This window comes from Kocuria sp. APC 4018, from assembly GCF_030407675.1.
In the GTDB taxonomy this organism is placed as follows: Bacteria; Actinomycetota; Actinomycetes; order Actinomycetales; family Micrococcaceae; genus Kocuria; species Kocuria rhizophila.
The window spans coordinates 1-18,675 of the sequence record NZ_JASDCY010000055.1 but is presented as its reverse complement, the minus strand read 5'-3'; the positions used below and the strand labels follow the sequence as shown (position 1 = coordinate 18,675).

The 18,675-nt window shown below is 69.6% G+C and carries 21 protein-coding genes and 1 pseudogene; 12 read left to right on the top strand and 10 right to left on the bottom strand.

Going from position 1 to position 18,675, the window contains the following annotated elements; all coding sequences use genetic code 11:
- The first annotated feature begins 199 nt into the window (after positions 1 to 199).
- The gene (locus QL985_RS09640; protein WP_168165716.1) at positions 200 to 361 is read left to right on the top strand and encodes a hypothetical protein; all 162 of its coding nucleotides are present in this window, start codon (positions 200 to 202) and stop codon (positions 359 to 361) included.
- 93 nt (positions 362 to 454) lie between these two features.
- On the opposite strand, the gene QL985_RS09635 is transcribed toward QL985_RS09640, so the two are convergent.
- On the bottom strand, positions 455 to 691 hold the full coding sequence (locus QL985_RS09635) for a hypothetical protein (RefSeq protein ID WP_059281271.1): 237 nt from the start codon (positions 689 to 691) through the stop codon (positions 455 to 457).
- Between the two features lie 158 nt (positions 692 to 849).
- Here QL985_RS09635 and QL985_RS09630 point away from each other — a divergent pair, with 158 nt between their 5' ends.
- The gene (locus tag QL985_RS09630; RefSeq protein ID WP_259905311.1) at positions 850 to 1,854 is read left to right on the top strand and encodes an NAD-dependent epimerase/dehydratase family protein; all 1,005 of its coding nucleotides are present in this window, start codon (positions 850 to 852) and stop codon (positions 1,852 to 1,854) included.
- Positions 1,851 to 2,312 (top strand): hypothetical protein, encoded by a 462-nt coding sequence (locus tag QL985_RS09625; protein WP_070637609.1) that lies wholly within the window; start codon positions 1,851 to 1,853, stop codon positions 2,310 to 2,312. Before QL985_RS09630 ends, QL985_RS09625 begins: the two co-directional genes overlap by 4 nt.
- Before the next feature lie 32 nt (positions 2,313 to 2,344).
- On the opposite strand, the gene QL985_RS09620 is transcribed toward QL985_RS09625, so the two are convergent.
- Positions 2,345 to 2,929 carry a hypothetical protein gene (locus tag QL985_RS09620; protein ID WP_141756169.1) on the bottom strand — a complete coding sequence of 195 codons (585 nt, stop codon included), beginning with the start codon at positions 2,927 to 2,929 and terminating at the stop codon, positions 2,345 to 2,347.
- A gap of 180 nt (positions 2,930 to 3,109) precedes the next feature.
- Here QL985_RS09620 and QL985_RS09615 point away from each other — a divergent pair.
- From QL985_RS09615 to QL985_RS09590, 6 genes and pseudogenes are all read left to right on the top strand, one after another.
- A pseudogene (locus tag QL985_RS09615) lies at positions 3,110 to 4,063 on the top strand (YeeE/YedE family protein); the annotation flags it as partial.
- Between the two features lie 315 nt (positions 4,064 to 4,378).
- Complete coding sequence (locus QL985_RS09610) at positions 4,379 to 4,612, top strand: sulfurtransferase TusA family protein (protein ID WP_235586640.1); 234 nt, start codon at positions 4,379 to 4,381, stop codon at positions 4,610 to 4,612.
- A gap of 244 nt (positions 4,613 to 4,856) precedes the next feature.
- Complete coding sequence (locus QL985_RS09605) at positions 4,857 to 6,080, top strand: inorganic phosphate transporter (protein ID WP_259905314.1); 1,224 nt, start codon at positions 4,857 to 4,859, stop codon at positions 6,078 to 6,080.
- Between the two features lie 8 nt (positions 6,081 to 6,088).
- Positions 6,089 to 6,349: a hypothetical protein gene (locus QL985_RS09600; protein ID WP_290147759.1), complete on the top strand. Its 261-nt coding sequence runs from the start codon at positions 6,089 to 6,091 to the stop codon at positions 6,347 to 6,349.
- Complete coding sequence (locus tag QL985_RS09595) at positions 6,346 to 6,909, top strand: DUF3349 domain-containing protein (RefSeq protein ID WP_259905317.1); 564 nt, start codon at positions 6,346 to 6,348, stop codon at positions 6,907 to 6,909. Before QL985_RS09600 ends, QL985_RS09595 begins: the two co-directional genes overlap by 4 nt.
- 242 nt (positions 6,910 to 7,151) lie before the next feature.
- A complete protein-coding gene (locus tag QL985_RS09590; protein ID WP_259905318.1) occupies positions 7,152 to 8,030 on the top strand; it encodes an alpha/beta hydrolase in 879 nt (292 codons plus the stop codon).
- A 123-nt stretch (positions 8,031 to 8,153) separates the two neighbouring features.
- On the opposite strand, the gene fmdA is transcribed toward QL985_RS09590, so the two are convergent.
- The 5 genes from fmdA to QL985_RS09565 all read right to left on the bottom strand — a co-directional run bounded on the left by fmdA (position 8,154) and on the right by QL985_RS09565 (position 14,717).
- Positions 8,154 to 9,410, bottom strand: coding sequence for a formamidase (gene fmdA, locus QL985_RS09585; protein WP_070637306.1), 1,257 nt, complete (start codon positions 9,408 to 9,410; stop codon positions 8,154 to 8,156).
- Between the two features lie 58 nt (positions 9,411 to 9,468).
- Positions 9,469 to 9,762 (bottom strand): zinc ribbon domain-containing protein, encoded by a 294-nt coding sequence (locus QL985_RS09580; protein WP_209199486.1) that lies wholly within the window; start codon positions 9,760 to 9,762, stop codon positions 9,469 to 9,471.
- A gap of 227 nt (positions 9,763 to 9,989) precedes the next feature.
- On the bottom strand, positions 9,990 to 11,552 hold the full coding sequence (gene hutH / locus QL985_RS09575; RefSeq protein ID WP_191550684.1) for a histidine ammonia-lyase: 1,563 nt from the start codon (positions 11,550 to 11,552) through the stop codon (positions 9,990 to 9,992).
- A 112-nt stretch (positions 11,553 to 11,664) separates the two neighbouring features.
- Entirely contained in the window at positions 11,665 to 12,828 is a 1,164-nt protein-coding gene (gene hutI, locus QL985_RS09570; protein ID WP_191550708.1) for an imidazolonepropionase, read from the bottom strand.
- 170 nt (positions 12,829 to 12,998) lie between these two features.
- A complete protein-coding gene (locus QL985_RS09565) occupies positions 12,999 to 14,717 on the bottom strand; it encodes a urocanate hydratase (protein ID WP_259905684.1) in 1,719 nt (572 codons plus the stop codon).
- Between the two features lie 935 nt (positions 14,718 to 15,652).
- Here QL985_RS09565 and QL985_RS09560 point away from each other — a divergent pair.
- From QL985_RS09560 to QL985_RS09550, 3 genes are all read left to right on the top strand, one after another.
- Positions 15,653 to 15,871, top strand: a complete 219-nt coding sequence (locus QL985_RS09560; RefSeq protein ID WP_257745149.1) for a hypothetical protein — start codon at positions 15,653 to 15,655, stop codon at positions 15,869 to 15,871.
- Positions 15,872 to 16,406: 535 nt separating this feature from the next.
- Positions 16,407 to 16,607: an antitoxin VbhA family protein gene (locus tag QL985_RS09555; RefSeq protein WP_257745148.1), complete on the top strand. Its 201-nt coding sequence runs from the start codon at positions 16,407 to 16,409 to the stop codon at positions 16,605 to 16,607.
- A gap of 3 nt (positions 16,608 to 16,610) precedes the next feature.
- A complete protein-coding gene (locus QL985_RS09550; RefSeq protein ID WP_257745147.1) occupies positions 16,611 to 17,264 on the top strand; it encodes a Fic family protein in 654 nt (217 codons plus the stop codon).
- Between the two features lie 34 nt (positions 17,265 to 17,298).
- On the opposite strand, the gene QL985_RS09545 is transcribed toward QL985_RS09550, so the two are convergent.
- The 3 genes from QL985_RS09545 to QL985_RS09535 all read right to left on the bottom strand — a co-directional run bounded on the left by QL985_RS09545 (position 17,299) and on the right by QL985_RS09535 (position 18,486).
- Entirely contained in the window at positions 17,299 to 17,463 is a 165-nt protein-coding gene (locus tag QL985_RS09545; protein ID WP_259905683.1) for a hypothetical protein, read from the bottom strand.
- A gap of 378 nt (positions 17,464 to 17,841) precedes the next feature.
- Positions 17,842 to 18,078, bottom strand: a complete 237-nt coding sequence (locus tag QL985_RS09540) for a hypothetical protein (protein ID WP_257745145.1) — start codon at positions 18,076 to 18,078, stop codon at positions 17,842 to 17,844.
- 15 nt (positions 18,079 to 18,093) lie between these two features.
- On the bottom strand, positions 18,094 to 18,486 hold the full coding sequence (locus QL985_RS09535; protein ID WP_259905682.1) for a hypothetical protein: 393 nt from the start codon (positions 18,484 to 18,486) through the stop codon (positions 18,094 to 18,096).
- Positions 18,487 to 18,675 lie beyond the last annotated feature (189 nt).

The window sequence follows — 18,675 nt, the reverse complement described above, 5'->3', positions numbered from 1 at the left end:
GGGGCGTGGGGCGGTGGGCTCCAGGGCCCGTGACGGCGTGGGTGCAGCACGCGCTCGCGGCTGCCGGGTGACGAGTGGGTGCCATCGTTGAACCCCGTTGACACGCCCCGGTGAGCTGAGGATGCTCGGGGGCACGGCGCCGTCGTCCGAGCTGCAGGGTTCGGGGCGGCGCACCACGCAACCGTGAAGGAGCGCAGCCATGGGCAAGGACCCGCAGGACGAGAACACCGAGTCGGTCAGCCAGGTGGACACCGACGAGCAGCGCCAGAAGGCCGCCGAGCAGGCGGACACCCAGGAGCAGCAGGAGTTCTTCGAGGAGCAGGCCGGCACGGAGGAGCAGTCCCAGGGCTACGGGCACTGAGCGTCGCACCCGGCAGCCGCTGACAGCCGAACCGCCCCGCACCGTGATGGTGCGGGGCGGTTCTTCTGCGCCGAGTGGCTGCGGGGCCGGTGGCTACTTCTTCTTGTCCGCGAGGGTCTGCTCGTACTGGGACAGGGCCAGACCCACGCTCATGAAGGTGGGGGCCCAGTGGCCCACGAAGATGCCCCAGCGGTCCGACTGGGCCTTGGAGTCGTCGCTCTTGAAGCGCGAGAGTCCCCAGGACACGAAGGCGAGGCCGATGGAGCCCATGCCCGCGGCGTAGGCGTACTCGGAGCGGATGCCGGCGTCGTGCAGAGTCTTCATGATCATGGTGCGATCTCCGTTCAGGCCCGGAGGGCCGACGAGGTGATGCGGGGCTTCGGAGTTCCCAGCGTAGTCCGCTTCAGCGGCGATGGTAAGGGGGGTGACGAAAGTTTGTTCGATCTCCTGCTGTGTGATCGGCAGGAGCTGCGTGGCAGGGTGGAGGCATGACTGACACCGAATCACGGCGTGTTCTGCTGGCCGGCTGCGGGGACGTGGGAACCGCGCTGGGGCTGCGACTGAGCGATCGGGGGTGGTCGGCCACCGGTGTGCGGCGGCATGCGGACCGGCTGCCCGCGCCGCTGGCAGGGGTGTCCCTGGATCTCACGGACCCCGGCGAGACGCGCCTTCCGGACGTGGACGCCGTGGTGGTCACCCTCACGGCGGACGGCCACGACGTCGCCGGGTACGAGCACACCTACCTGGGCGGCCTGCGGGGGTTGCGGCGTGCGCTCGGGAAGCAGGAGCCGCTCGTGGTCCTGGTGTCCTCCACGGGCGTGCTGGGCGGCGGTGACGGCGAACGCGTCACCGAGACCACCCCGCCCGATCCGCAGCGGCCCACCGCCCACGTGCTGCTCGCGGCGGAAGAACTTGCGGCGGAGCTGTTTCCGGACCTCGTGATCGTGCGGCCCGCGGGCATCTACGGGCCGGGGCGCACGTCCATGGTCGAGCGGGTGCGCCGCGGGGCGCCTCTGGCCCACCGGCGGGTGACCAACCGCATCCACCGGGACGACCTCGTGACGGTTCTGGTCACGCTGCTGGAGCGGGGCACCGTGGCGGGCGAGCGGGAGGATTCCACGCAGACGGGGATGCCCGGCGGAGTCGGCGACGCGGCGGGTCAGCGAACGGGAGCCTCGCGGAGCGGGACGGTCGCGGGGGGAGGCGGTGCGGCGGCGTCGTCGGCACCGGCCCGGCTCCCGCGGCTGCTGCACGCCGTGGACCACGACGCCGCACGGCTGGGTGACGTGGCCGCGCACCTCGCGCACCGGCTGGGTGTGCCCGTGCCGCCGGACGACTCCGGGCCGGGGGAGGGGCCGCTCGGCAAGATCGTGGACGGTGAGCTGGTGCACGCCCTGGTGCCCCGCGAGGAGTGGCGGTACCCCACGTTCCGGGAGGGGTACGACGCGCTGCTGGCGGACGGGTCCGCGGACTCGTGGGTGGGGCGCGGATGAGCGAGGACGTCCACTGGTTCCTGCCCATCAACCCCGCCGCCCATGCGGAGCACATGCCCGCGGACTGGCGCACCCGTGAAGACGCCACGGAGGTGTGGGAGGCGATCGGGCGCTCGCAGCCCATCGACCGCTGGTGCCTGCGCACGGGCTTCCGCACCATGAAGGCGGGGGACGTGATCTGGGCGTACCTGTCCAAGCGGCAGGAGCTGTGCGCGGTGGGCACGGTGCGGCGCACGGCGTTCGAGGTGGGCGGTGTGGAGGCTGAGGCTGCTGAGCTTCGTGCCGGGGATGACGGCGGCTGGTACGTCTACGTGGACTGGGACGAGAGGCGCACGGCGGAGCTGTGCCGTCACCCCATCCCGCGGTCGGTGTTCGGGCAGGTGCCGATGTCGGTGGGGCGGGTGGGGGAGAGATCGGCGGCGCTCATCGGGGAAAGGGCCGGGTTCGCCCGTCCGTGACCCGGGATTGGCCAATGGGTTGTTCCGAGACGTCAGGTCCCGCATCCCCCGCGATACATCTGGTGGGATGCCGAATCATTGCCAGTGTCTTTGTTCTGGTCCGGCAACGAGCTGGTCATTGTCAAGCTTGTCACTTGGTCAGTGATTGACGCGCCGATGTCCATGTGGAAGTCCAGGTTCCACGTGGTGTTGGCGGGCATGGGGGATCTGAGAATGAACACGACGGTGCCCCAGCGCCCCCCTGTGATGCTGGAGTCGTTTCCTGGTGTCCAGGTGATGTTGCTGTTCGCTGCCAGCGCGCCGTCCCATGTAGGTGATGACCGCGACCCTCCGCCGTACTTCAATTCGAACCGGGTGCCAGCGGGGAGGGTGGCTCCGTAGACCGTGGTGATCGAAAAAGGGATCCGGTTGACGAGGAGCGAATCCTTGCCACACGGCTCAGCCCGCACAATGACATCCCGGACGGAGGCCGCCGCCGCCGGAGCAGGTGCGGCAAAAAGAACGGTGGGGGCGGCCCATGCCGCGCCTTTGGCAAGGGTGCGCCGAGAGATGGGTGACCCGGCGCCGTCATGCGCGCCAAATGCTTCCCGGGGGGTGCTGCGGGGGGAGGACTGCATACTTCAGTCTAAAACATGCACCTTGGGAGTGATCGCGACCACCACTGTTGCGCCCCGTGACACCTCCCTGGACCTCCCACGATGGGGGGAGTTGAATGACAGGCACTCCCCACATGGTTACCTCTTCAATATTTGACGCTCACCGCGCCGGGGGAGGGCGCGAGAAACAGGGACACACTCATGATCCTCACCGGACTCGTCCTCGGCGCCCTGCTGGGCGTGGTGATGCAGCGCGGCCGCTTCTGCGTGACGGGCATGCTGCGGGACGTCTTCCTGCAGCGCTCGTGGCGCACGTTCACGGCGTTGCTCGTGGTGATCACCGTGCACGCCGTGGGGCTCGCTGCGCTCACCACCCTCGGGGTGATCTCCCCGGACTACCCCTCGTTCATGCCGCTCGCGGTGGTCGTGGGCGGGTTCATGTTCGGGGTGGGCATCATCCTGGCCGGCGGCTGCGCCTCCGGCACGTGGTACCGCTCGGGTGAGGGCCTGGTGGGCTCCTGGATCGCGCTGGCCATGTACGCGCTGTCCGCCTCCGCCATGAAGACGGGTGTGCTTAAGGACGTCAACTCCGGCATGAAGCAGTGGGACACCGGGCTCACCACCATCCCGGACGCCTTGGGCGTGTCCCCCTGGCTGTTCGTGATCGTCCTGGCCGCGGTGACCGGCGTGATGGTGCGCCACTTCCTCAACCGCGAGAAGAACACCGTGAAGCCCGCGCGGCTGAACGGCCGTCCCGCCTGGAAGAAGCCCCTGCACGTCTACACCGCCGGCGCGCTCGTGGGTCTGATCGGCGTCATCGCGTGGCCGCTGTCCGCCGCGACCGGCCGCAACGACGGTCTGGGCATCACCACCCCCACCGCCAACCTGCTGAACTTCCTGGTCACCGGCGCGGACGGCAAGCTCGACTGGGGCGTCATGCTCGTCCTCGGCATCCTGGTGGGCTCGTTCATCGCCGCCAAGGTCACGGGCGAGTTCCGCGTGCGCGTCCCGGACGCCACCACCACGGTCCGCTCCATCGCGGGCGGTCTGCTCATGGGCGTGGGCGCGGCGCTGGCCGGTGGCTGCACCGTGGGCAACGGCATGGTCCAGACCAGCCTGTTCACGTTCCAGGGCTGGATCGCGCTGCTCTTCATCGCGCTCGGCGTGGGTGCGGCCACCAAGATCTGGCTCAAGCCCACCGTCGCCCAGCCCGCCACGGGCGCGGACGACACCTACTCCACCGCCGAGAGCCTGGACCACACCGTGGACGTCACCGCACCGGACGACAACTCCATCGACGCCGCCCCCACGGCCCGTCCCTTCGCCACGGACACCGCCGCGCACGACGCCGTTCCCACCGCGGGTGCCCCCCGCACCTCGGGCGCGGACGTGTTCTCGGGACTCTCCGCGGCACCCACGGCGCTCATGGTCAGGAACCCGGGCGCAGCGGCGTCGTCGAAACTGAAGGACCTGGGGGACGGCTACTGGGCCCTGGACTCGCTCGGGGCGGTGTGCCCGTTCCCGCTGATCGAGGCCAAGGACGTGATGAAGACCCTGCAGAGCGGTGACCACCTGGTGATCGACTTCGACTGCACCCAGGCCACGGAGGCCATCCCGCAGTGGGCGGCCACGGACGGGCACGAGGTCACGGACTTCGTGGAGAAGGGCGACGCCAGCTGGCAGATCACCCTCCGCAAGGGCTGACCCCCCGCCCTGGAGGGGGGACGAGCCCCGCGCACGAGGGGCGGCCGCGGGATCGACCACGGTGGGCGCCCACACCGGCACCACGAACCCCGCGCGAGGGCTGGCCGCTCCGTCGCGAGAACCGCGCACGTACCCGCTGCCGGTGGTAGCGGGTACGTGCGTTGTCAGCAAGGTGTCCAACACCACGGGGCCGGGTGCGGCCGCGTTTTTGGCACGGAGCCCCGGTGGGGATCATCCTGGGGGAATGACAGTTGAACTGGTGATCCTGGGCCTGGTGGTCGTGACCGCGCTGGCCTTCGACTTCACCAACGGATTCCACGACACCGGCAACGCCATGGCCACGTCCATCGCCACCGGAGCGCTCAAGCCCCGCACGGCCGTGACGCTGTCCGCGGTGCTGAACCTGGTGGGCGCGTTCCTCTCCGTGGAGGTGGCCACCACGGTCACCAAGGACGTGCTGCTCATCCAGACCCCGGACGGCGGGCTCGTCTCCGGGCTGGACCCCACGATCGCACTGACCCTCATCTTCTCGGGGCTCATCGGCGGCATCCTGTGGAACCTGGCCACGTGGCTGTTCGGGCTGCCCTCCAGCTCCTCGCACGCCCTGTTCGGCGGACTCATCGGCGCGGGGCTCGCCTCGTTGGGTGTGGCCGGGGTGAACTGGGCCGGAGTGGTGCAGAAGATCCTGGTGCCCGCCGCGCTGGCCCCGTTCATCGCCGGGTGCGTGGCCGCCGTGGGAACCGCGCTCGTGTACCTCATCGCCTGCGGGACGGACCGCCGCCACCGGGACCAGGGGTTTCGCTGGGGACAGGTGGGAACGGCGTCGCTGGTGTCCCTGGCCCACGGCACCGGCGACGCGCAGAAGACCATGGGCGTGATCGCCCTGGCCCTGATCGCGCACGGCAGCCTGAGTGTGCAGGGCATCGAGGACGACGGCCTGCCCCCGTGGATCATCGTCTCGTGCGCGGTGGCCATCGCCCTGGGCACGTACCTGGGCGGCTGGCGGGTGATCCGCACCCTCGGCAAGGGCCTCGTGGAGATCGAGCCGCCGCAGGGGATGGCGGCCGAGGCGTCGTCGGCGGCCATCATCCTGACTTCCAGCCACTTCGGCATGGCGCTGTCCACCACGCACGTGGCCACCGGCTCCATCCTCGGATCCGGGGTGGGCAAGCCCGGCGCCACGGTGCGCTGGGGCGTGGCCGGGCGCATGGTGGTGGGCTGGCTGCTCACGCTGCCCGCCGCGGCCGTGGTGGGTGCGGCGTGCTTCGTGGTCGCCCACGCGATCGGGGGACTGGCCGGCGCCGTGGCCATCTTCCTGTTCATGGTGGTCACGTCCGCCCTGATCTTCATGCGCTCCCGCCACCAGAAGGTGGACCGCCACAACGTCAACGACGACTGGGACGAGGGCACCACCCCCGCACCCGGCGACTCCCTCCGCTCCGGTACCCAGGAGGTCACCCGCTCATGATTGCCGAGATGGCGAGATCCGCGCTGGCCGTGCTCATAGCCGGACTGTGCTTCGGCGCCGGCCTGCCCGCGCTGTTCACCGTGGGCATCACCCTGTGGAGCCGCGCCACCCCGGACCCCGGCCCCGACGGCACGGCCCGCAGGAACCCCGTGGCGCTCGCTGGGGCGGTACTCTGCTTTGCGATCGTGCTCGCCGCGGTGCTGATCGGGGTTCTCTGGATCACCCGCAAGAGCTTGGAGCACTACCTAGGGATCACGGTGTTCGGATGATGACTTTCGACGCGGCTCTCGAGCACATTCGGGCCGCCTACCCGCAGTGCGTCCCGCCCGAGCAGCACGCCGCGCTCGCGGAGCTGCTGGCCCGCACGGTGGGCCCGCACCGCACCGAGCGCCTGCTCGAGGCGCTGGACGTTCCGGCGGGAGACCTCCTGGGCCCCGCCACGTCCTCCGAGGCCCAGCAGCACGACGTCGCCGCGGAGCTCGCGCGCGCCGGCTGGCCCCTGGTGGGTGCCAGCCAGGACGAACCACCCCGTCAGCCCGGCTACGTGGCGCGGGTGATGAACTGGCTGCGGGCTGACTACCCCAACGGGGTCCCCACCCAGGACTACCTCCCGGTGCTCGCGGTGCTCCGCCCCCAGCTGGACGACGCGGACATGGCCGCGATCGCGGATCAGCTGGCCCAGGACGCCCGGGACCAGGGGGTGGCACCCTCGGAGGCCGACGCGCGCGCGGCCATCCAGCGTGCCACGGAGGACGAGGCTAAGCCCGAGGAGATCGAGCGGATCCGCGCGATGCTCGCCGCACACGGATGGCCGTTCGAAGGGGAGTAGGGTGCGGCGGGGCGCCACGCGTGGGGCGGGCGCTGCCCCGTGGATGGTCCGACGCGCAGGGAGAGGTTCTACCGCCGAAAACGCACTCCTTGGCGGTAGAACTTCTCCTCAGACGCTGTGCGCCTGAGGCCATGGGTGTCTCAGTCCCGTTCGTGGAGCAGTCGGGAGGCTTCGCGCCCCGAGTGTGTTGACGGGCCCGGCTGCACGGGTGGTCCCCCACCTGGGAGGCGCACAATGGCCTCATGTTCGAGAACTTCGAGACCTACCGCATCTCCGTCCCCGGGGCCACCATTCACGCGCGGACCGGCGGGCAGGGGGAGCCGCTCCTGCTGCTGCACGGCTTCCCGCAGACCCACGCCATGTGGCACCGCCTGGGCCCGGCTCTCGCGCGGGACCATCGCGTGGTCGTCGCGGACCTGCGCGGCTACGGCGACTCCACCGCGGACAGCGAGGACTTCAGTTTCCGGGCCATGGCGGCGGACATGGTGGCCCTGATGCGCCACCTGGGCCACGAGAGTTTCGACGTGGTGGCCCACGACCGCGGCGCGCGCACCGCCCACCGCATGATCCTGGACTCCCCGGACGCGGTGCGCTCCGTGGCGCTGCTGGACATCCTCCCCACCCCCACCGTGTGGGAGCTCATGGACGACTGGCTGGCCACCCGGTACTACCACTGGCTGTTCCTGGCCCAGCCGGCACCCATGCCGCAGCGGCTCATCAGCGCCGAGCCCCTGACCTTCCTGCACGCGGCCCTCGGGGGCCTGGGTGGCACTCCCGGTTCCCTGAACACGTTCGACCCCGAGGCGCTCGCGGCTTACGAGGCCGCCGCCCAGAACCCGTCCGTCGTGGCCGCGTGGTGCGCGGACTACGCCGCGGCCGCCGGTGTGGACCGGGAGCACGACGACGCCGACCGCGGCACCTCTCGCAACCTCCCCGCCCTGCTGCTCTGGGGCAGCAACGGCGTGGTGGGTGCCCAGACGGACCCGCTGGAGGCGTGGCGGCCGTGGCTGCCACGCATCACCGGCCGGGCGGTTCCCACCGGGCACTTCATGGTGGAGGAGCGCCCGGACGAGGTGCTGGCGGAGATCCAGGAGCACCTGGCGGCCGCCGCACGGGATTGAGAGGACCGCCCGTCAGACATGTGAGTGCACTTCCACCCTTGGAAACCGCGGTTCCTGGGGCGGAAGTGCACTCACCTGCGAGAGGCGGCCCCGCGGCGTCGTCCGCGCGGGGCCGTGGCGGGATCAGCCCGGGTTCATCGCCCGCGGCGCCCCCATGCCCGGGTCCACCTGGGTGGGACCGCTGGCGGAGGGGCGGATGTCCACGTCGAAGATCTCGGTGGGCAGGTACACCGTGGCGCACGAGTTGGGGATGTCCACCACCCCGGAGAAGCGGCCCTCGATGGGGGCGGCGCCCAGCAGCAGGTACGCCTGCTCCTTGGACCAGCCGAACTTGGCGAGGTAGTCGATGGCGTGCAGGATCGCGCGCTGGTAGGACAGGTGCGAGTCCAGGTAGCGCTGCTCGCCGTCGAGCGTCACGGACGTGCCCGAGAACGCCAGCCACTCCGAGTACACGGGACCGTTGCGTCCGGGCATGAAGATGGCGTTCTCGCTCACGCCGTAGGTGTCCATGCCGCCCTTGATCACGTCCACATGGATGTCGATGAAACCGCCCATCTCGATGCCGCCGCAGAACGTGATCTCGCCGTCCCCCTGGGAGAAGTGCAGGTCACCCATGGAGAGGTTCGCCCCGGACACGTACACCGGGTAGAACACGCGCGAGCCCTTGGTGAAGTTCTTGATGTCCTGGTTGCCGCCGTTCTCGCGCGGGGGAGCGGTGCGGGCGCCCTCGCCGGCCACGCGGTCGAAGTCCGCGCCGGTCAGCGAGCCGAGGATCGCGGAGTCCGGCTCCGGCGGCAAGGCCAGCGGGGGCACGCGGTTCGGTTCGGTGGCGATCAGGTCGCCCTCGCGCTTGTTCCACGTCTTCAGCAGCTCCGCGGACGGCGCAGTGCCCATGAGGCCGGGGTGGACCATGCCCGTGAACTTCACGCCGGGGATGTGCCGGGACGTGCACTCGCCGCCGCGGAAGTCCCACACCGCCTTGTACGCGTCCGGGAACTGGTCCACCAGGAAGCTGCCGCCGTTCTTCTGCGCGAAGATTCCCGTGTAGCCCCAGCCCTGTCCGGCCAGCGGGCCCTCCTCCTGGGGGATGGGACCCACGTCCAGGATGTCCACGATCAGCAGGTCGCCGGGCTCCGCACCCTCGATGCGGAACGGCCCGGACAGCGCGTGCACCCGGTTCAGTGGGGCGTCCCGGATGTCGTCCGCGGAGTCGTCGTTCTTGATGGCGCCGTCGAACCACTCGCGGCAGTCGATGCGGTAGCTCTCCCCGCGCTTGAGCGTGGCCACGGGCGGGATGTCGGGGTGCCAGCGGTTGTGGCCGGTCAGCTTCTGCTCGGTGAAGGGCTTGGTGGAGTCCAGCGGGAAAATCACTTCTGGCATGGTCCGTGACCTTTCTGGAGAGCCCCGCGGGCGGTTCCCGCGCGGCAGTGCGGGAAAGCTAGGGCCGCGGCAGCTTCGCGTGCCGGGGGTCCCGGGTCACGGCAGGAGCCGCACCGGGGGCGCCGGGCTGGCGGGGCAGGGAGCGGACGACGTCGGGCACGTCAGCCGTGCGGGCGGCGTCGTCGATCGCCCGTGCCCGGGGAGAGTTCGCGCGGGACAGGCCCACCGCGGAGAACACGCGTCGCGCGTCTGCGCCGCACGCGGGGCAGGCCTGGGAGCGCGGCACCTGGGCCATGGTGTGGTGGGCGTCGAACGGCCCGCAGGCCTCGCACCGGAACTCGTAGACGGGCATGGACGCTCCCTTCGCGCGTGTGAGCCACGATACAACCCGGTCCGCGGAGGGGACAGGTCCGAGCGCTCGGGGTGGGTGGCGCGACGTGCAGGGAGAGGTTCTGCCCCCGGAAACGCACTTTCCGGGGGCAGAACCTCTCCTCAGACGCCGCGCCCCGCCCCACGCAAACCGGCCGGGCGCGGGGGAGGCGCGCGGGCGACGTCGTGCCCCGCCTCCGCGCGTGCCGGTCAGTTCAGGGGGCCCACCGCGGACTCGACCGTGCGCACCAGGCGTCCCGAGGCCACGTACTCCTCGGCCGTCTCGATCTCCGGCGCCATGAAGCGGTCCTCGCCGGGCGCGCCCACGCGGCCGTCCAGGTCCGCAATGACCGCCGACGCCGCCGCGCCCGGTTCCAGGGGCGCGCGCAGGGCGATCGCGCGGGTGGCGGAGAGCAGCTCGATGGCGAGCACGCGGCGCAGGTTCAGCACGGCCTGGCGCAGCTTGCGGGCGGCGTGCCAGCCCATGGACACGTGGTCCTCCTGCATGGCGGAGCTGGGGATGGAGTCCACGGAGGCCGGCGCGGCCAGGCGCTTCATGTCCGAGACCAGCCCGGCCTGGGTGTACTGCGCGATCATCAGCCCGGAGTCCGTGCCCGGGTCCTCCGCGAGGAACGGGGGCAGGCCGTTGGAACGGGCCGGGTCCAGCATGCGGTCGGTGCGGCGCTCGGACATGGACGCCAGGTCCGCAATCGGGATGGCCATGAAGTCCAGCACGTAGGCCACGGGCGCGCCGTGGAAGTTGCCGTTGGAGCTCACGGTGCCGTCGTTCAGGACCACGGGGTTGTCCACGGCCGCGGCGAGCTCCTGCTGCGCAACGGTGAGGGCGTACGCCGCGGTGTCCCGGCTGCCGCCCGCCACCTGGGGAGCGCAGCGCAGGGAGTAGGCGTCCTGCACGCGGTCGTCGCCCACGCGGTGGGAGGCCACGATGCCGGAGCCCTCCAGCACCTTGAGCATGTTCGCTGCGGCATACTTCTGGCCCGGGTGGGGGCGCAGCGGCTCGTGCAGCTCGGGGACGAACACGCGGTCCGTGCCCAGCAGACCCTCCACGGAGAACGCGGCGGTGATGTCCGCGGCGGTGAGCAGGTTCTGCAGGTCCGCCAGCGCCATGATGAGCTGGCCCAGCATGCCGTCCGTGCCGTTGATCAGCGCCAGGCCCTCCTTCTCGGCGAGGGTCACGGGCTCGATCCCGGCCTCGGCGAGCAGCTCGGGCACGGGACGCTCGGCGCCGTCCGGTCCGACGGCGCGGCCCTCACCCATGAGCACGAGCGCGCAGTGGGCAAGCGGCGCCAGGTCACCCGAGCAGCCCAGCGAGCCGAACTCGTGCACCACCGGGGTGATGCCCGCGTTGAGCACGGAGAGCATGGTCTCCAGGGTCTCCACCCGGATGCCCGTGTGCCCGGAGGCCAGGGTCTTGGCGCGCAGGAACATCAGCGCCCGCACCACCTCCCGCTCCACGGTGGGCCCGGTGCCCGCGGCGTGGGAGCGCACCAGGGACTTCTGCAGCCGCGTGCGCTTCTCCAGCGGGATGTGCTTGTTGGCCAGCGCCCCGAAGCCGGTGGAGATCCCGTACGCGGGCACGTCCGACGCCGCCAGCTCGTCGATGTGGCGGCGCACCTTCGCGACGTGCTCGCGGGCCTCGTCGGTCAGCTCCACGCGGGCGTCGTGGCGGGCGACGGCGATCACGTCACCCACCGTCACGCCGGAGGAGCCCAGCTGCACGGTGGTGGGGAGGTCGGTGTCGAAGAGGGTCATGGGGAAGGGTCCTTCCGGTCGATGATCCGAGTCGCCCGGGCGACTCGTGGAGAAAGTAGAGGGGTGACCTGCGAGTGACCCGGCGCGGATGACCCCGGGCCACTCGGTGCGGTCAGATCTCCCGGCGGCCCGCCCGCCACACGCCCCACGTGAGGGGCATGCCGGGGCGGTAGGCCAGGTGGACGGCCTGCGGGGCGTCCAGCACGTGCAGGTCCGCGCGCGTTCCCACCGCGAGGTGGCCCACGGCGGGCCGGTCCGGGGTGGAGACGTCACGACGCAGCGCCTTCGCACCACCGAGCGTGGCCGCGCGGATGGCCTCGTCCACCGTGAGCTTCATCTGCAGCACCGCGGTGGCCACACAGAAGTTCATGGACGTGGTGTAGCTGGTGCCGGGATTGCAGTTGGAGGCGATCGCCACGGTGGCTCCCGCGTCCAGCAGCTCACGGGCCGGAGCCAGGGGGGCACGGGTGGAGAGGTCGCACGCGGGCAGCACGGTGGCCACGGTGTCCGAACCGGCCAGCGCCGCCACGTCCTCCTCCGAGAGGAAGTTGCAGTGGTCCACGGACGCCGCCCCCAGCTCCACGGCCAGAGACACACCCTCGCCGGGGCCGATCTGGTTGCCGTGCACCCGCAGCCCGAGCCCCGCGTCCCTGCAGGCCTCGAGCACGCGGCGGGACTGCCCGGGGTTGAACGCCCCGCGCTCGCAGAACACGTCCGCCCACTGCACGTAAGGGGTCACGGCTTCGAGCATGGGCCCGCACACCGTCTCCACGTACTCGTCCGCGTCCACGCCCTCGGGCACCAGGTGGGCGCCCAGGAACGTGACCTCGTCCGCGGCGCCCGCGGCGATCCGCGCGGCGCGCAGCTCCTGCCCCACGTCCAGGCCGTAGCCCGTCTTGGTCTCCAGGTACGTGGTGCCGCCGGCCACGGCGTCCCGCACGCGCTCCGCCACGAGCCCGCGCAGGGTCTCGTCGCTGGCTTCCCGAGTGGCGTTCGTCGTCACACCGATGCCGCCCGCCGCGTATGCCTCACCGGCCATACGCGCAGCGAACTCCTCACCGCGGTCCCCGGCGAACACCAGGTGCGTGTGCGAGTCCACCCAGCCGGGCAGCACCGCGCGCCCCTTCACGTCCACGGCACGGTCCGCCGCGGGCGCCTCGGAGGCGCGGCCCACCCACGCGATCAGCCCATTCTCGACGACGACGGCCGCGTCCCTGAGCACAGAGTCCTCGCCCCGCGCGGGGTCCACGGTGTGCAGCTCACCGATGTTGGTGATGAGCTCGGAGCCGCCAGCGGACGACGCCGCCCGGTGCGACCGCGCGCCGGGCTGGGCTGCGTCTCTGGTCACCCCCGGTGCCGTCCCCGAGGAGGCGGCACCCGGGTGAGAATCGGCGCGGAGCCCGCGTGCGGCGTCGTCGTCCCCGCTGGGGGAGGTGGGGCGCCCGGTCACTGGTCCGCCTGGCGGGTGGCCGCGAGGTCGTTGTGCATGGGGATGTTGACGCCGCGCTCGTCCGCCACCTGGATGGCGCGCTCGTAGCCGGCGTCCGCGTGGCGGATCACGCCCATGCCGGGGTCGTTGGTGAGCAGGCGCTCGAGCTTCTGCGCGGCGAGATCGGTGCCGTCCGCCACCGAGACCTGGCCCGCGTGGATGGACCGGCCGATGCCCACGCCGCCGCCGTGGTGGATGGACACCCACGTGGCGCCGGAGGACGCGGCGGTGAGCGCGTTGAGCAGCGGCCAGTCAGCGATCGCGTCCGAACCGTCCTTCATGGACTCGGTCTCGCGGTAGGGCGAGGCCACCGAACCGGAGTCCAGGTGGTCACGGCCGATCACGATGGGCGCGGAGACCTTGCCCTCGGCCACGAGCTGGTTGAAGAGCAGCCCGGCCTTGTGGCGCTCGCCGTAGCCCAGCCAGCAGATGCGCGCGGGCAGGCCCTCGAACTCCACGTGCTCCTGCGCGGCGTCGATCCACTCGTGCAGGTGCTTGTTGTCCGGGAAGAGCTCCTTGATCGCGTTGTCCGTGACCTCGATGTCCTTGGGGTCGCCGGAGAGCGCTACCCAGCGGAAGGGGCCGAGGCCCTCGCAGAACAGCGGGCGGATGTACGCCGGGACGAAGCCCGGGAACTCGAACGCGCGGGTGTAGCCGGCGTGGCGGGCCTCGTCGCGGATGGAGTTGCCGTAGTCGAAGACCTCGGCGCCCTCGTCCTGGAACTCGACCATCGCCTGCACCTGCGCAGCCATGGCCTCCTGGGCCTTCTTGGTGAAGCCGATGGGATCCGCCTTGGCCTCGGCGTCCCACTGCTCCACGGTGAACTCGGTGGGCAGGTAGGACAGGGGATCGTGAGCGGAGGTCTGGTCGGTCACGACGTCCACGGAGATCTCGCCCGAGCGGTGGCGGCGCAGCAGCTCCGGGAACACGTCCGCGGCGTTGCCCACGTAGCCCACGGACAGCGCGCGGCGCTCGTTCTTGGCGGCCATGACCTTCTCGAGGGCGGTGTCCAGGTCCGTCTCCACCTCGTCCAGGTAGCGCTTGGACTGGCGGCGCTTCAGGCGCGTCTCGTCCACGTCGACGACGAGGCACGCGCCGCCGTTCAGCGTCACGGCGAGCGGCTGCGCGCCGCCCATGCCGCCGCAGCCGCCGGTGATGGTCAGGGTGCCCGCCAGGGTGGGCTCGGGGATGCGGCCTTCCTCGTGCATCTTGCGGGCGACGGCGTAGAACGTCTCGTAGGTGCCCTGCAGGATGCCCTGGGTGGCGATGTAGATCCAGGACCCGGCGGTCATCTGGCCGTACATCATGAGGCCCTCGTCCTCGAGCTTGCGGAACTCGGGCCACGTGGCCCAGTCGCCCACCAGGTTCGAGTTGGCGATCAGCACGCGCGGAGCCCACTTGTTGGTGCGCAGCACGCCCACGGGCTTGCCGGACTGCACCAGCAGCGTCTCGTCCTCTTCGAGTTCCTTGAGAGTCTTGACGATGGCGTCGAACGCCTCCCAGCTGCGAGCCGCGCGGCCGGTGCCGCCGTAGACCACCAGGTCGTCCGGACGCTCGGCGACCTCCGGGTCCAGGTTGTTCATGAGCATGCGCATGGGTGCTTCGGTCTGCCAGCTCTTGGCGCTGATCTCGGTGCCGCGGGGTGCGCGGACGGGGCGGGCGTTGGGCAGTGCCATCAGGTGCCTCCTGGTCTGGGTCGGTCCGGGGCGCGGGAGGCCGCGGACGGGGAATGAATCCATGGGACCACGGACGGTGACGGGGGTCACGGGTTCTGGAGGGGGTTGTGTCTGGGATGCCAGACATCTGCCGGGCCCAGTGCGTGGGCACCTCAGGTACACGTCAGCAGTACAAATTCTCGTTCTCGAGGTGAGCGTACGAGTGCTGCGGAGGCGATCGCAGCAGGACCGGAACACCGCTCCGCGTGATACTTTTCCATGAAGTCATGGCGATCAATGCCAGGAGAGGGCGATGGCCGCGGCAATCACGGTCGCCTTCAGGGCCATACCCTGCAAACCCTGGGGGTGTAATGACGTTGTCCAGGTCTCAAATCGTCGCGTTTGCTTTTCTGGCAGCCAGTCTTTCCGCTTGTGCGTATGCCGCGTGCGTCGGGACGAGGAGTCCCGCCGAGACATTCCTCGTCCTCGGGGCCATCCCGGTTTTCGGCCTGGTGTCGTCCGCAATTGCAGTTCGTTTACGTTCCCCGTACGTGGCCATTGCTGGGGCCTTTGTGGCTTTCTTCGGAATTCCTGCGGCGATCGGGATCGCCTACCTTCGATCAGGGGTGTAGGGAAGCGACACCTGCGCACGGCTCTCACTGCAGAGACCAAGGCGGCACCACCGGGGTCGTTCTGATCGAGCCCTGTACGCTGCGGAAAGCATAGGAACAGGACGAACCTCCTGCCCCCTGCAATGAGCGGGAGGCCATGAAATGTCTTGCGGGCACCCCCTCCGAGATCGAGTCGCGACAATCCGAGCATTCGATGCGGTCGCGGGTGGCATAGAACAAGCTCTTTCCGTGCACCGGGAATATGAGGGTGTCCGGTGAATGCCTGGACTCCATTGGATTCACCAGACTTCACCCCGAGGAAGTGACGGCCATCTCCGGAGGTTCGTGGACAGCTACACCAGGATGGTGGCGGCAGGGTCCCGGGGTCAGTTCGGCAGCTTCGGCGTGTTCGCCGCATGGGGTGCACCCGTGGTGATCGAGCGCCGGGACGGGGAACCACTGATCGCGCTCTTCGACTTCACTCGCTGGTCGGGCACCACTGCGAACAGGAAGTTCGTCGAGGGCCTGCGGCAGCACGCCTCCTGGCGGAGCAGGGTCGCGTAGTCCTCCAGGGTGCGGTCGCTTTGCGACGGTAAGCACTTGATGAAGGTCGCGACCGCCTCGCGTGACGGCCGCGTTCATCTCGTCGTGGGCCGCCAGCTCGATTAGGGGGTGCGCCGTCCCGGTGCGAGCGGAAGCAAACTGAATCTACCCGCATCTCCGCGAGTCGCAGACAAGCTTTCGTCCGGGGTGCGGTGCCCGGGAATACCGGGCCCACCACGAACTCAGACCAGACCGGCGCGAAGCCCTCGGATGACAATTTCCACGCAGTCGCGGGCGCCTAGCTGTAAGAGGGCATGACGTTGTTGACTCGGGATGGGGGTCGCTGTGGCGGAGGTGGCCTCGTTGAAGGCGAGGTCAAGCCCGCACCAAGATCCCCACCGGGGCCACCCTCGAATGAGCTCTAGAAGCGCGCCGCAGCGCAGGGCTCGGGCATCAGTGATGTCACCGGGGCGGTGATCCGGGAGAAGATGGGCATGGAGGCAGCGCGGAAACCACCGGCGCGCCGTCATACCGATCCGCCGATGCAGGAGGTGCCATGACCACGTACTGGGATGATGACCTTCACGAGCGCCGGGAGTCCATGACGGACATTCTGGCGAGCTGGGATCTCGAGGGGGCACTACCTGATGCCGCGGCCATGGAACTCATCCGTGAGTACGTGGCCGGGGCCTTTGGGCTGGATGAGCTGATCCAGAAGATGGCAGAGTTGCCTCTCTACCCGGAACAGGCAGCCTGACCAGTGGGAGAGTTCGTCGATCCGTATCTCTACCCGGGCACCGAGGTGCTGAAGAACATTCCTGGCATTCACGACCCGCTGGCTGCCTCGAGGTTCGAGCGCCGCGAGACCCTGGTGCGCCGTCGTGAACTGGAGCGTGCTCCGGTGCGGGGCGGGTTCGACCTGGCGCACCTGCGCGAGATCCACCGAAGGTTGTACCAGGACGTCTGGGAGTGGGCGGGGCAGATCAGGACCGTGAACCTCACGAAGGGATCCTCGACCTTCCTGCATCCCTCCCGCATCGAGATGGCGTTCGCCGGCATCCACGAGATGCTCCGGGAGTCTGGGCTGCTCAACGACCCGAGCATCTCGGACGAGGACTTCATCGAGCAATCCTCGAACCTGCTGGAGCAGATCAACTACGTGCATCCGTTTCGTGAAGGCAACGGCAGGACGCAGCGTGCCTACCTGGACCAGATCGCGGCGCTGTCAGGGCGCACCTTGTCGTGGCGGAACATCGGACGCATCGAGAACGAACGCGCCTCCATCCGTGCCTTCAACGAGGGAACCGGTGCGCCGTTCAAGCCACTCATCGAGGAGATCCTGAAGCCACCTCTCGATGGGCTGTCACTTCTGGACGAGGAGCTGTACCGGGCGAGTAACCCCGACGGAGGGTGACGCGGAACTGATTCGTGCTGTCGCCCTCCTGCATCTAAAGCCCGGAGGTGACACCGGCGTACTTGCCATCCGGCAGTCGGGCAGTGCCGATCATCATTCCGTCAGCGGTGTACACGGCCACGAGGTCAATGGTCTTGGCCTGGGGGGTGCCGGTCAGGGAATTGACCTTGTCGGCCAGGACGCTGGGAGCGTAGTTCATGGTGGCTGTCGCGCCCGAGTTTGTGCGGAGCCGGATGATGTAATCGTCCCCTTCCATGCCTTCGGACGCGATGATAGAGACTCCCTGAGCATCGTCCCCAGTGTCAGTCGGGGGTGCAGCGGTCTCAGCAAGTGTGGGTGCAGAATCCGGGGTCTCGGCTCTGGGGGGAGCCGTGAACGTCTCGGGAGTGACGTCGTCACTGAGCTCCGGGACGGTCTCCGCGGTGTGCATGTAGCTGTTGGACGGTGTCGCAGTCACCGTGACTGTGGGTGCCGCCTGCGGTGTGAATACGCTGCATCCGGTGAGGGAGAGCGTGCTCACGGCGAGCGTGATCGCGAGGGTGAGTGTGCGTGGATGCATGGGAGTGCTCCAGATGGTCTAGTAGCAGGGGTGCTCAAGGGTCTCGCGGATCTGACCTACGGCCCACACGACGACACCGATGATCGCCAGGGTGAGAACCCACATGAAGGCGGGAGCCCGGACGGTCGCTATGCCCCCTAGGAGCCCCACGGCGATGAGCGCGAGCCCGTCGATCCGCAGCATGCGGGCTGAGGCGCGCCGGTCCTTGTACGGCTTCGGCTGAGCCGCTGGCCGGGTGTCTTGGGGGTAGGACATGGGAATGCTCCTGGGCTAGTTGCGGGTGGGGTCCTTGAGGTGCTGCTCAAGTTTGTACGCACCACCCCAGTAGAGGGTTTTGACTGACACTTCCCCGCGCTCACCGATTGTGATGACCTCTACACGAGTCAGCACCCGGGGGAGCCACCACACCAGTCCGAGAATGACGATTACGGCGGTTGCTCGCAGAGCAAGAAACGCGATGATGACTACCGCGAGGACCCACAACACCTGGATGGCGAGCGCGAGGGGCCAGGTGCCCGTGAGAACGCTCCCGGTCCGCACGTAGGCTTTGAACGGGCGGGTGGCGAGCAGCTCGGACTTCCCCGAGGAGGTCCGCTTGGATATCTCTTGGGTGAGGGTCTGCTCACGTTGCTCAGCAGACAACGTGTAGGGGGTGCTACTCATGGGGGTCCTTCGCACTGGGGGAATGCTCCGGCCAGTATTCCCGGCCCGTTGCACCGCCAGCGCCCGGGGCGGGAATGTGACTCACCGGTTAGTTGTCAGAGGCCGCGACGTTGTCGAGGTAGATCGGGGTGCATGGGGACTGCTCGTTGTGAAGCCCGATCTACCGAGAGCGGGTGGACGTTACGCGGG

Coding starts and splice junctions, on each gene's coding strand:
- QL985_RS09625 (WP_070637609.1), top strand. CDS start 1,851: ATGAGCGAGGACGTCCACTGGTTCCTGCCCATCAACCCCGCCGCCCAT.
- QL985_RS09545 (WP_259905683.1), bottom strand. CDS start 17,463: ATGAACTACGCTCCCAGCGTCCTGGCCGACAAGGTCAATTCCCTGACC.
- QL985_RS09540 (WP_257745145.1), bottom strand. CDS start 18,078: ATGTCCTACCCCCAAGACACCCGGCCAGCGGCTCAGCCGAAGCCGTAC.
- QL985_RS09630 (WP_259905311.1), top strand. CDS start 850: ATGACTGACACCGAATCACGGCGTGTTCTGCTGGCCGGCTGCGGGGAC.
- QL985_RS09535 (WP_259905682.1), bottom strand. CDS start 18,486: ATGAGTAGCACCCCCTACACGTTGTCTGCTGAGCAACGTGAGCAGACC.
- QL985_RS09565 (WP_259905684.1), bottom strand. CDS start 14,717: ATGGCACTGCCCAACGCCCGCCCCGTCCGCGCACCCCGCGGCACCGAG.
- QL985_RS09635 (WP_059281271.1), bottom strand. CDS start 691: ATGATCATGAAGACTCTGCACGACGCCGGCATCCGCTCCGAGTACGCC.
- QL985_RS09600 (WP_290147759.1), top strand. CDS start 6,089: ATGGCGAGATCCGCGCTGGCCGTGCTCATAGCCGGACTGTGCTTCGGC.
- QL985_RS09555 (WP_257745148.1), top strand. CDS start 16,407: ATGACCACGTACTGGGATGATGACCTTCACGAGCGCCGGGAGTCCATG.
- hutH (WP_191550684.1), bottom strand. CDS start 11,552: ATGACCCTCTTCGACACCGACCTCCCCACCACCGTGCAGCTGGGCTCC.
- QL985_RS09620 (WP_141756169.1), bottom strand. CDS start 2,929: ATGCAGTCCTCCCCCCGCAGCACCCCCCGGGAAGCATTTGGCGCGCAT.
- QL985_RS09605 (WP_259905314.1), top strand. CDS start 4,857: ATGACAGTTGAACTGGTGATCCTGGGCCTGGTGGTCGTGACCGCGCTG.
- QL985_RS09640 (WP_168165716.1), top strand. CDS start 200: ATGGGCAAGGACCCGCAGGACGAGAACACCGAGTCGGTCAGCCAGGTG.
- QL985_RS09595 (WP_259905317.1), top strand. CDS start 6,346: ATGATGACTTTCGACGCGGCTCTCGAGCACATTCGGGCCGCCTACCCG.
- QL985_RS09580 (WP_209199486.1), bottom strand. CDS start 9,762: ATGCCCGTCTACGAGTTCCGGTGCGAGGCCTGCGGGCCGTTCGACGCC.
- QL985_RS09590 (WP_259905318.1), top strand. CDS start 7,152: ATGTTCGAGAACTTCGAGACCTACCGCATCTCCGTCCCCGGGGCCACC.
- fmdA (WP_070637306.1), bottom strand. CDS start 9,410: ATGCCAGAAGTGATTTTCCCGCTGGACTCCACCAAGCCCTTCACCGAG.